The 12,349-nt window shown below is 60.1% G+C and carries 9 protein-coding genes and 1 riboswitch; all 9 genes read left to right on the forward strand.

Going from position 1 to position 12,349, the window contains the following annotated elements:
- Positions 1-169: 169 nt before the first annotated feature.
- The 9 genes from K6117_RS11780 to K6117_RS11820 all read left to right on the forward strand — a co-directional run bounded on the left by K6117_RS11780 (position 170) and on the right by K6117_RS11820 (position 12,330).
- A complete protein-coding gene (locus K6117_RS11780; RefSeq protein ID WP_246605061.1) occupies positions 170-1,318 on the forward strand; it encodes an efflux RND transporter periplasmic adaptor subunit in 1,149 nt (382 codons plus the stop codon).
- Positions 1,315-4,395, forward strand: coding sequence for an efflux RND transporter permease subunit (locus K6117_RS11785; protein ID WP_221795264.1), 3,081 nt, complete (start codon positions 1,315-1,317; stop codon positions 4,393-4,395). The genes K6117_RS11780 and K6117_RS11785 overlap by 4 nt, the downstream gene beginning before the upstream one ends.
- Positions 4,396-4,470: 75 nt before the next feature.
- Positions 4,471-5,673, forward strand: coding sequence for a DUF445 domain-containing protein (locus K6117_RS11790; RefSeq protein ID WP_221795610.1), 1,203 nt, complete (start codon positions 4,471-4,473; stop codon positions 5,671-5,673).
- Positions 5,674-5,753: 80 nt separating this feature from the next.
- Positions 5,754-6,497 carry a YebC/PmpR family DNA-binding transcriptional regulator gene (locus tag K6117_RS11795; RefSeq protein WP_221795266.1) on the forward strand — a complete coding sequence of 248 codons (744 nt, stop codon included), beginning with the start codon at positions 5,754-5,756 and terminating at the stop codon, positions 6,495-6,497.
- A gap of 37 nt (positions 6,498-6,534) precedes the next feature.
- Positions 6,535-7,149, forward strand: a complete 615-nt coding sequence (locus K6117_RS11800; RefSeq protein ID WP_221795269.1) for a hypothetical protein — start codon at positions 6,535-6,537, stop codon at positions 7,147-7,149.
- Between the two features lie 9 nt (positions 7,150-7,158).
- Entirely contained in the window at positions 7,159-7,650 is a 492-nt protein-coding gene (gene ruvC / locus K6117_RS11805) for a crossover junction endodeoxyribonuclease RuvC (RefSeq protein WP_221795271.1), read from the forward strand.
- Between the two features lie 56 nt (positions 7,651-7,706).
- Positions 7,707-7,913: riboswitch (cobalamin riboswitch) on the forward strand.
- An 85-nt stretch (positions 7,914-7,998) separates the two neighbouring features.
- Positions 7,999-10,062 carry a TonB-dependent receptor gene (locus tag K6117_RS11810; RefSeq protein WP_221795273.1) on the forward strand — a complete coding sequence of 688 codons (2,064 nt, stop codon included), beginning with the start codon at positions 7,999-8,001 and terminating at the stop codon, positions 10,060-10,062.
- A 371-nt stretch (positions 10,063-10,433) separates the two neighbouring features.
- The gene (locus K6117_RS11815) at positions 10,434-10,988 is read left to right on the forward strand and encodes a hypothetical protein (RefSeq protein WP_221795275.1); all 555 of its coding nucleotides are present in this window, start codon (positions 10,434-10,436) and stop codon (positions 10,986-10,988) included.
- Positions 10,978-12,330, forward strand: a complete 1,353-nt coding sequence (locus K6117_RS11820; protein ID WP_221795276.1) for an AAA family ATPase — start codon at positions 10,978-10,980, stop codon at positions 12,328-12,330. Before K6117_RS11815 ends, K6117_RS11820 begins: the two co-directional genes overlap by 11 nt.
- Positions 12,331-12,349: the final 19 nt, after the last annotated feature.

Genomic DNA, 12,349 nt, shown 5'->3' on the forward strand with positions numbered 1-12,349 from the left:
ACAGATCAACCGGGGCTGAACAAGCTGGATTACGCCAAATTCATCCACCGCTGTCGGAACTGGCATTGCAGGGTGCGGCGCACTGCTATATGGTCGCAACACAGTTCATTCGGGGATTGGTACGGCGCTTTATTCATCGCCAGATCCAGCCTAATAGGCAGAATTATTGATGAATTTCGAAAAAGGCTTTTCTCCCATGCAGCCGGTTGGTGCCGAAAATGATGATCAGGACGATGCCCGCGCCGCGTTGCAGCGCCGCTACAAGACATTCGGCTTGCTCGTGCTGGGCTTGCTGGTCGTCGCATTATTGGCGGTAAAGCTCCTGACCGCGAACCAGGATGCCCCGCGCGCACCGATGCCGCAAACTGTCACTGTCGTGGTGCCGGGCCGGGAAATGGTCGAAATCGCGATCAGTGCGACTGGCACCCTTGCCGCCCGCCGTGAAATGCCGGTCGGTATTGCGGGCGAAGGCGGGATGATATCGCGCGTTCTGGTCGAACCGGGCGATTGGGTTGCTGCCGGGCAGGTGCTCGCCACCATCGAACGTTCGGTGCAAGAGCAACAGGCCCGCCAATTGCGCGCCAGCATCGCACTGGCACAGGCCGAACTCGACCGCGCCTTGTCGCTGCAAAGCCGCGGCTTTGTGTCCAAGGCCGATATCGACCGCAAAACCGCGACGCGCGACATCGCCCGCGCCCAATATGGCGAAATCAACGCCCGCATCGGTCGTCTCGACATCCGCGCCCCTGCGGCAGGACTGGTGCTTGAACGCAAGGCCGAACCGGGTCAGGTCGTCAGCCCCGGCTCCGGCACCTTGTTCCGCCTGGCCAAGGGCGGCGAACTTGAACTGTTGGCCCGTCTCGCCGAATCCGACCTCATCCGGCTGGCCGTCGGCAATCGTGCCAGCGTAACGCCGGTCGGTTCGGACCGCAGCTTTGATGGCGAAATATGGCAGGTCGCCCCGGTCATCGACCCGCAAACTCGTCAGGGCATTGCCCGCATCGCCTTGTCTTATGATCCGCAACTGCGTCCCGGCGGATTTGCCGCCGCACGGCTCGTCGCGGGCAAGGCAGCCGTGCCGCTGGTGCCTGAATCGGCTGTTCAGGGGGATGAACAGGCCAGCTATGTCTATATCATCGACGCCGATAACAAGGCGCAGCGCCGCGCGATCAAAATCGGCGCAGTGACGGATCGCGGAATTGCGGTCACCGAAGGGCTGAATGGCAATGAACAGGTCGTGGTGCTGGCCGGCGCTTTCCTGAACCCCGGCGAAAAAGTCTTGCCGGTCCGCGCAAAGGCCGAAGGCGACGCAAAATGAGCTTCCGGAACATCTCGGCATGGTCGATCCGCAACCCGATCCCGCCGCTGGTGCTGTTCGTTGCGCTGATGGCGATGGGAATTTCGGCCTTTTTGCGGATGGACGTCAATCAGGACCCGGACGTCGAATTCCCGATGGCGCAGATCATGATTGCCCAGCCGGGCGCCGCGCCGACCGAGCTTGAAACACAGGTCACGCAAAAAGTCGAGGCCGCCGTCCGCAGCCTGCAAGGCGTGGACGAGGTCAATTCAGCCGCGCGCGAAGGCGTATCGATGACAATGGTACAATTCACCATTGGCACCCCGATTGATCGGGCGGTGAACGATGTGCGCGATGCCATATCCAACATCCGGGCCGATCTGCCTGATGGGATATTGGAACCACAAATCACCCGGATGGACACATCGGACAAGCCCATTGCGTATTTCGCGGTCGAGGCCACCGACATGACGCTCGAACAGCTTAGCTGGTTCGTCGACAATGATATTGCCAAACAAGTGCGGACCATTTCCGGCCTGTCCGGGGTATTTCGTGGCGGCGGCGTCAGCCGTGAAATCCGGGTCATGCTCGATCCCGTCAAATTGCAATCGCTTGGCGTGACGGCGGCGCAGGTCAACGCCCAATTGCGCCAGACCAATGTCAACGCTGCCGGTGGCCGCACCGAAATTGCGGGCGCGGAACAATCTGTGCGCGTGCTCGGCAATGCGCTCAACGCCTATCAGCTCGGCCAGACGCAAATCGCGCTTAGCAATGGCCGTGCGATCAAATTGGCCGATCTGGCCGAGGTCCGCGACCTTTATGCGGAACAGCGCGCGGTCTCGCTGATGAACAATCGGCAGGTGCTGTCTTTCGGCATTCAACGCTCCAAAGGCGCGTCTGATGTGACCGTATTCGAGGAGGTGGAAAAAGAACTGGCGCGCATCCAGCAGCGCTACCCCAAGGTGAAGTTCACCCTGTTGTACACCACCGTCGATTATACCAAGGCTCAATATCATGCAGCGATGACCTCGATGGTCGAGGGCGCGGTGCTGGCAGTGTTGGTGGTGTTTTTGTTCCTGCGCGATTGGCGGGCGACGATCATCTCCGCCATCGCCATTCCATTGTCCGCCATTCCGGCCTTTTGGTTCATGGATATGATGGGCTTTACCCTCAACACGATCAGCCTGCTTGCGCTCAGTCTGGTGGCCGGGGTGCTGGTCGATGATGCGATTGTCGAGATCGAGAATATCGTGCGCCATATGCGGATGGGCAAATCCGCCTATCAGGCATCGATCGATGCGGCTGACGAAATCGGTCTTGCTGTGCTGGCGACCACCATGGCGATTGTCGCGGTGTTCCTGCCGGTCGGTTTGATGCCCGGCGTTTCCGGGCAGTTCTTCAAGAATTTCGGCTTTACCGTGGTGTTCGCGGTGTTGCTCAGCCTTGGCGTCGCCCGCTTGATCACGCCGATGATCGCGGCCTATTTTCTCAAGGCGCAAGGTAGCCAACAACATGGCGAAGGCCCGTTGATGGATGTCTATATGGACTTGCTGCGCTGGTCGCTCCGCAATCGCTGGAAAACCATCGGCATTGGCGTGATCGCACTGGCGCTCACGGTGTTGAGCTTTGCCACCCTGCCGTTCACCTTCCAGCCGAAGATGGATTATAATAATTCGCAGGTGAAGATCGAACTCGTCCCCGGCGCGACCCTCTCCCAATCACGCGCTGTGGCCGAAAATGTCGCCCATCTGCTGCAACAAGGCGCGCCAGAGGTGATCGAGGCCGCCTTTGCCGATATCCAGACCGACAAGGCGACGATCTATCTGACCCTGCGCAAGGATCGCCCCGTCACATCGACCGAATTTGAACGTGCATGGGCGCCCCGGCTAAACCAGATCGCCGATGCGCGAATCACGTTTCAGTCCCAGTCCGGCGGCTTTACTGGCCGCGATGTGACGATCACCCTGGGCGGCGATAATCCCGCCATGTTGGAAAAGACCGCGCATCAGTTGGTGACCGAGCTTGCCACCCTTCCCAGCCTGCGTGCGCCGCGTTTCAATGGCGATCTCAAACGCCCGGAAATCACGATCAAGCCGCGCCTCGACCTCGCTGCCTCGATGGGTGTAACCACCGCCGCGCTCAGCCAGACCATCCGCATCGCGACATTGGGCGAAATCGACCAGAACACGGCGAAATTCTCGCTACTCGATCGCCAGATACCGATCCGCGTATCATTGACGGAGCAATCGCGCGCCGATCTGTCGACCATCGAAAATTTGCCAGTCCCCACGACCAGCGGTGGCTCCGTCCCGCTCAAGACCGTGGCGGAAATCGGCTTTGGCGAAGGTCCGACCGTGATCCAGCGGACCAACCAGATCCGCCGCGCAACCATCGGCGTCGATCTTGCGCCGGGCGTGGTCAATTCGGATGCGGAAAAGCAGATCGCCGAACTACCGACGATGAAAAACCTGCCCGATGGCATTCAGCGGCTGAAACTTGGCGAATCCAAATGGCAGGCGGAAATGCTGACCAATTTCATCATCGCCGTCGTGTCCGGCATCCTGTTGTTATTGGCGGTGCTGGTGCTGCTCTATCACCGGATCATGCCGCCCTTCGTCAACATGGGCTCGCTGCTGCTCGCCCCGCTTGGCGCTGGCCTTGCGCTGCACCTCACCAATAATCCGATGTCCATGCCAGTGATGATCGGCCTGTTGATGTTGCTTGGCATCGTCGCCAAAAATTCGATCCTGATGGTCGATTTCGCGCTGGAGGAAATGAACAAGGGGGTGGATCGCACCGCCGCCATTCTCGACGCAGGGCATAAACGCGCCCAGCCGATCATGATGACGACCGTCGCCATGGTCGCGGGCATGGTGCCGACCGCGCTCTCGCTGGCAGGCGACAGCAGCTTTCGCGCACCTTTGGGTATCACCGTGATCGGCGGGTTGATCGTGTCGACCTTGCTCACGCTCGTCATCGTCCCGGCTGCCTTCAGCCTCGCCATCGGCTTCGAACGCCGGATCGGTCCCTTGCTCAGCAAACATCTGACAACCGGCGGCGATGCGGATGCCACCACCGCCCCACAGGCAGCGGAATAGCCATTGCGGTTCTGGCGATCCACCTCGCCAAATGGCGCAGGCCTGACCGGGTCCATCGCTGATCCGGGCCGATCCATGCGTCAGGCGGCGACCGGATTATTATTGGCAATGGCGTCCCTTTATCTCGCCTCGCGGCTGCTGGTTGCCGATTATCCCTTATTGGGATGGACCCGCGCCTTTGCCGAGGCGGCGATGGTCGGCGGCTTGGCCGATTGGTTCGCGGTCACGGCCCTGTTTCGCCACCCGATGGGCCTGCCGATCCCGCACACCGCGATCATCCCGGAAAACAAGGATCGGATCGGCGCAGCGCTGGCCCAGTTCGTGCGCGACAATTTCCTCACCCCCTCGGTCGTCGCGCGGCGGATGCGCCATGCCGATATCGCAGGAACGGTCGGCATGTTTCTGTCCCGCCCGGCGGGCGATGGCCGGATGCGCCAAGGGGCAAGCCGCCTGTTCGCGTCGATCTTTGAAGGGCTGGATCAAGACCGGCTCGGCGGCATGGTCCGCAGCCTGATCGCCGAACGGCTCGACCGGCTGGAAATATCCCCTTTGTTGGGCCGGGGCCTGCAAGCCGCCATCGCCGAAAATCGCCATGTGCCGTTATTGGACGGCATCATCATCTGGGCCGCGCGCACGCTGGATGCCAATGCCCAATTGATCCGCGACATGATCCACGCCCGCGCCAATGCGCTGTTGCGGCTGACCGGGCTGGATGAAACCATCGCCAATGCCATTCTCGATGGCCTGCAAAAAATGCTCGCGGAAATGGTCGCGGACCCCGATCACCCGTTACGCGCCAAGGGGGAGGAAGGGCTGGCCAAGCTTGCCCATGACCTGCAACATGATCCCGAAACCCGCGCCAAGGCGGAGAATTTCAAACGCTCGATCCTCGCCAATCCGGCGATCAGCCAATGGATCGACAGCATCTGGGAACAGGGTCGCCGCGCGATGCTCACCGCCGCGCGCGACCCCAATGCAGCGCTGGCGGGTCGCTTGGGCGAGATGCTGCAACAATTGGGGCAGGCCATCGGGTCCGATCAACAGATGAAGGCGGGGATCAACCGCTTTGCGCGGCGCGCCGTCGTCGGCATGGCCGCCAGCTATGGCGACGGCATCGTTACCCTGATTTCCGATACGATTGCCGGTTGGGATGCCCGCACCATCAGTGGCCGGATCGAACAGGCGGTGGGCCGCGACCTGCAATTTATCCGCCTGAATGGCACGTTGGTCGGCGGCTTGGTCGGGCTGGCACTCCATGCCATCGACCAATTGCTATAAAAGGCTTTTGAAAAAACGTCGCCGGTTGGTAAAGGCGAGGCCAATTCCACTCCAATGCACCAACAGCGAAAAGACGAGCCATGGCCGGTCATTCAAAATTCAAGAACATCATGCATCGCAAGGGCGCTCAGGATAAGAAGCGCTCTTCCCTGTTTTCCAAGCTCAGCCGCGAAATCACCATCGCGGCGAAAATGGGCACGCCCGACCCGGACATGAACCCGCGCCTGCGCGCCGCCGTCCTCGCCGCCCGCGCCCAGTCGATGCCGAAAGACAATATCGAACGCGCGATCAACAAGGCGTCGATGGGCGACAGCGATAATTATGAAGAAATCCGCTATGAAGGCTTTGGCCCGGGCGGTGTATCTCTGATCATCGAGGCGTTGACCGACAATCGCAACCGCACCGCGACGAACGTCCGCACGGCAGTGGCGAAAAATGGCGGCAATCTCGGCGCGTCCGGTTCCGTCAGCCACGCCTTTGATCGCATGGGCCTGATCACCTATCCGGCCAGCGTCGGCGATGGCGACAAGGTGTTCGAAGCCGCATTGGAAGCCGGGGCCGACGATGTCGCCTCGACCGATGAAGGCCATGAAATCTGGACCAGCGTTGAAAATCTCCACGGCGTCGCCAAGGCGTTGGAAGCAACTCTCGGCGAACCGGAAGGCGCAAAGCTGGCATGGCGTCCCCAAACTATGGTAACTATCGACGTTGGCGATGCGACGACTCTGTTGAAGTTGCTCGACGTGCTCGACGATGACGACGACGTCCAGACGGTCTGGGGCAATTACGACATCCCGGACGATGTGATGGAAAAGCTCGGCTGATCAGCCGGGCTTCAAGTCCGAAATAGGGAGCGATCAGATGGCGATGAAGGGCATATTGATGCTGGCCTGCGCATTGGCGCTGGTCGGCTGCAACAAGGCGGAAACCGACAAGGCGAACCGTCCCAATGCGCCCTTCGGCCTCGCCAAGGGCGATCTGATCCCCGACATCCAGATCGGCAGCACGCCCGATGCCAAGGGCTATGCCGTGATGCGCGAAGTGCCGAAGCCGGAAGCGCCGTTTACAAGCTATGCGGTGATCGTGCGCGAGAATATCGGCATTTGTCAGGTCACCGCCGTGTCCGGCAATTTCGCGGTCAGCAATGAAAATGCGGTGCGAGGCCGATTGGCGCAGGCTGGACAGGCGATACAGGCCAAATATGGCTCACCGACCGGCTTCATCGATAGCTGCGACAACAAGGACAAGTCCAAAGGCGCAGGCCTGTGCAAGCCCAGCCTCTGGGCACAGGCTATTGCCCGTGGCGTACGCCAATATGCGTTTATCTGGGGCAGCCCGGCAAAACCATTAAACGCCGACATCAAGCAAATCCGGCTGGAAGCCCGCACCAATGAGGTGATGGAACCTTATATCCGCGCCGATTATGTCTTCACCAATGAGGACGCCTGCACACCGCCCGCGCCCAAGAAACAATAAGCAGGTTCAATGCTGCTGATCGGCATCGATCCGGGCCTTGGCACAACTGGCTGGGGGGTCATCATCGCCCATGGCAATCGCCTGTCCCATGTCGCCAATGGTCAGATCGCAACCGACCCCAAGGCTGCCTTGCCGGATCGGCTGCTCACCCTCGACAATGCGCTCACCGATCTGCTGCTGACTCACAAGCCCGATCATGGCGCGGTGGAAGAGGTGTTCGTCAACGCCAACCCGCAATCGACGCTGAAACTGGGGCAGGCGCGCGGCGTGGCGCTCTTGGCCTTGGCGCGATCCGGGCTTCAAGTGGGCGAATATGCGGCGCGGCTGGTTAAAAAATCCGTGGTCGGCGTCGGCAATGCCGACAAGGCGCAGGTCCATGCGATGGTCAGCCGTTTGTTGCCGGGAATCAAGATCGTAGGGGCGGATGCCGCCGACGCATTGGCCGTAGCCATCACCCATGCCCACCATCTCGCCAGCGCCAAGTCGCTCGCCCGGCTCTAAGACGCGCCCCTAATCCCCGTCATTTTGGCTTGACCTTCGTCCCGCCAACCCCCTAAAGGCCCGCCCAGACTTGAGGTTCCCCGTTAAAAGGGATGAAAAGGGAAGTTCGGTGCGTGGGTCCATCCACCAATCCGACGCTGTTCCCGCAACTGTAACCGGCGAGAACCGGTCCCATAATCCCACTGGCGACACAAGTTGCCGGGAAGGGGGGACCAGAACATTGACCCGGAAGCCAGGAGACCTGCCACTCGTCGTCGTCCTTCACGCGGGCGGGATAACCGGGTGATCGAGGCCGTAACCGGCCCTCGTCGTGGCGACATTCTTGTGTCGTTACGGGAGAATTTTATCATGAAGACCACCAATACCCTGTTCGCTGGCGCTGCCCTGCTCTCTATGGGCATAGCCCTGTCCGCTGGCGCGCGCGCCGAAACTGCTGCCGTTGCACTTGACGACATCATCGTCACCGCATCGCGCGGCGGCGTTGGCATCCCCGTCGATCAACTCGGCGGTTCGGTCAGCGTGATCGACACACAGGCACTTGAACAGCGCCAGACCCGACAGGTCAGCGACATTCTGCGCGACATCCCCGGCATCGCCGTCAGTCGGGCCGATGGTCCGGCTGGCCGCACCCAGATCCGCGTGCGCGGGTCGGAAGCCAATCATGTGCTGGTCATGATCGATGGCATCAAGGCAAGCGACCCCTCCGCCGGGGAGTTCGATTTCGGCCAGTTGATCGCCGATGACGCAGCCCGGATCGAAGTGCTGCGCGGCCAGCAAAGCTCGCTTTATGGCTCGGAAGCCATTGGCGGCGTCGTCAACTATATCACGCTCGATGGCCGCGAAGCCCCCGGCATGCGCTTCCGGATTGAGGGCGGTTCGTTTGAAACCATCTCCAGCAGCGCCCGGATCGCAGGCGTAAAGGGCGATGTGGATTATGCCCTGATCGGCAGCTATTACCACACCGGCGGCGCCCCCACGGCGCGTGGCGGTCAGCGCGACATCGGATCGGACACGACCAGCGTTTCCGCCAAGGTCAACTGGACGCCGACCGACAATTTCAAACTGAGCAGCGTCCTGCGCTACAATCACAACAACACGGACTCCAATAAGGAGAACGAAATCTATGTCATGGACTGGGACACGGGCGAACTGACCTATGTCAGCCCGAATTTCGGCATGGCCGAAGACAGCTATGGCACGCACAACACCGCTGATGCGCTTTATGGCATGGTCCGGGCCGAACTGACCGCGCTCGATGATCGCTGGGTCAACGCCCTGTCCGCGCAATTCGTCGATACCGAACGCAAGACCTTCGATGTGCCGGACAATAGCATCTCCCGTATCGGCCAATCGGTCGGTTTCCGTTATGGCTATCAGGGCCGCCGTTATCGCGGCAGCTATGAAAGCAGCTTCCGCTTCGACAGCGAAACGGTCAAACAGCGCCTGACGGTCGCGCTCGATGCCGAACGCGAGGAATATCGCAACATTTCGCCCACGGATGTCAATCCGGGCGTCTTTGCTGGCAAGCACCAGAAGGACACGATCGGCCTCGTCGCCCAATATGATGCGTCCCTGTTCGACCGCATCACCCTTGGCGGTTCCTATCGCTTTGACGATAACGACCTGTTTCAGAACGCTACCACCTGGCGCGTGCATGGCAGCGTCCGTTTGGGCCTTGGCCTGCGGGTGCGGGCGGCGGCGGGCACCGGCATCAAGGCTCCCGGTTTTGATGAACTGTTCGGCTATTATGACGGTCAATATACCGGCAACCCCGATCTCAAACCGGAAGAATCAAAGGGCTGGGAAGTCGGTTTCGATCAGGCATTATTCGGTGATCGCCTCACCATCGGCGCGACCTATTTCGCCAACAAGTTCAACAATGAAATCTATTCGACCTATCAGTTCATCGACGGCCAGTTCCTGACCGTGCCGCAGAACCGTGACACCCACACCCGCCAAAAGGGCGTGGAAGCCTATGCCGAGGCACGTCTGGGCAATGGCTGGCGCGCCGATCTGGCCTATACCTATCTCGATGGGAAGGAAGATCGCGACGTCCTGCCGCAGGTCTATTATGTCGCCACGCCATGGCATGGTCAGGCCGTGCGTCGGCCAAAGAACATCGCCAGCTTCAACCTCGCTTATGCGACTGCGGACAAGCCCTATAGCGGCGCATTGACCGTGCGTTACACCGGCAAGCAAAATGATCTGGCCTTTATCGACCCGTCCTACATCCCGGCACTGGTGCAGCATCAGGCGTTCACCACCGTCAATTTGAACGGTGAATATAAATTGGACCAGAATCTCTCGGTCTTTGCGCGGGTCGAAAACCTGTTCGACGAACAATATGAACAGGTCTTCAGCTTCACCGCATGGGGCCGCAGCGCCTATGCGGGCGTTCGGATGAAATTCTGACATTCAAGTCTCAAGGGGGCAGGTCGATTGGCACCGCTAACGACTTGCCCCCGACCGGGGAATCAGGCATAGGCCGTCGCGCTATGGACAAGGCCAACGCCTCTCCTGTCCAGACAAGCGGGTGTAGCTCAATGGTAGAGCAGAAGCTTCCCAAGCTTAACGATTTCCCAGAAATCCGAATGCCTTGATGTAAAACACCCCGAAAAACACCTATCTAAAATCAAAATGTTGGGCGGCGTCTGTAAACAGCTTCACGCCCCGCCCGGACAAATAAAAACCCCCGCAAAGGCTGGCACCGATGCGAGGGCTGAATACCTTACCACGGGCGCGGACAGGCGAGCGGATGATACCGCAAGCCGGGAGGCTGTGCAATGATGCACGACCTCAAATCGGAAATCTTCACCGCTTCATCGAATGTTCGTCAACCGCATCTGGACCGCCTGCTGTCGCTAGGCGTTTCACCGGCAACTCTTGGCGCGTCGGGATCATCCGTGCCCCCGTTTGGCGTCATGGCGTGCGAACGGTTGAAGGATGGCTACTATCAACCCTGCGAGGGCCGGGAGCATGTCATTCAGCCGATCTATGAGATGGGCGACGTGATCGACCTAGTTGCATGGCGCACGGATAATCCGGCGTCGTGGGCACTGCGGACGGGCCTTGGCTGGTGCTTGGGCCATTATTTGACCGGACCGCATTGGGACTGTGACCAACCGACCCGCTTCTATGCGACCCCGCTGGATTGGTTGCGCGGTGGCGCTGATGGCATTTGCGTTCTGGATTGGGGCGCACCGGAGATCCGGGAACTTGCCAATCTGCACGCCATCGAGGCCGACCCCGACATTGCCGACCACCTGCGCTCGATCCTGAGCCGCCCGGTGCGTGTTCCCCAAATCTCGACCCGAAAGGCGGTGCTCTATGCCGCGTGACCTTGCAACCGTGCGGGCGAACGACCCGTTCCCGATCAACGTCAATCAATTGAAAGTCACCGATCCGGTGAAGCTGTTGCCGACGCTCGACCTTGCGGCGCTGTCAACGGTGGAACCCCAAGCCAAACGCTTTGCAATCGAGCGGCTGGCACCACTTGCAGAGGTGACGCTGTTCACCGGGCCGGGAAGCGGTGGCAAGTCGCTATTGGCTCAGCAATTGGCAACGGCTGCGGCTGCGGGCCTGTCGTGCCTTGGGCTGGGCGTGATGGCTGGGCCTGCAATCTATCTGACCTGCGAGGATGATGCCGAACAATTGCATTATCGGCAGTCTCACATCTGCGCGTCGATGGGCGTTTCAATGGCGAGCCTTGCAGGTCGGTTGCACCTTGCCAGCTTGCGTGGCGAACTGGATAACGCACTTGGCATTTATGCATCTGATGGCACGCTGTCACTGACACCGGCATATCATCGCATTGCCCATATGATAGAGGCGACCGGCGCAAAGTTGGTGTTCCTTGATAACGTCGCGCATCTGTTCACCGGCAATGAAAACGACCGGGGGCAAGTCACCCGCTTTATCAACCTGCTGAACAAATTGGCGGGCGATACAGGCGCGGCAATCCTGTTGCTGGGGCATCCGAACAAAAGTGGCGATAGCTATTCCGGCTCGACCGCGTGGCTCAATGCAGTGCGCTCTCAAATCACTATCGACCATGAACGCGATGCGGAAGGCAACGTGATCGATCTTGATGCGCGGGTGCTGACTGTCGGCAAGGCCAACTACGCACGCAAGGGCGAGGCGATGCGCTTCCATTGGCACAACTGGGCATTCGTTCGCGAGGATGATCTGCCGACCGATGCGCGGGCCGAAATGTCAGCTAATGCCAAGGCCGCAAAAGAGAACGCGGCGTTCCTGCGGTGCCTGTCGGCAGCGACCGAAAACAAGCGGGCCGTGTCTCATAACCCCGGCGTCAACTATGCGCCGACCGTGTTTATGAAGATGCCAGAGGGTAAGGGCTTCAACCGCAAGGCATTCGAACAGGCATTCGAACGGCTTCTCTACCTTGGTGAAATCGAGATTGATGCAGAACTGTGGAGGGGTCCAAACCGGCATCCTAAATGCGGCATCAAGGCCGTTGAAATGTGCGCCAACCCCCCTGCGCTAACCCCATGCGCTGACCTGCGCCAACCCCACAGCCAAGCCATTGAAATCAATGCGCCGACCCTGCGTGCGCCACCCCCCCTATATACTACGTATATAACCGGGGCGGGCCTTGGTGTCCCCGCCCCGGATGATGATGGAATAGACTGGGGCGATGATGGTCTGGACGCGGACCTATGACCGGCGTGCGGCGGTTGAA

The organism is Alteraquisediminimonas sediminicola (genome assembly GCF_019740335.1).
Lineage (GTDB): Bacteria > Pseudomonadota > Alphaproteobacteria > Sphingomonadales > Sphingomonadaceae > Alteraquisediminimonas > Alteraquisediminimonas sediminicola.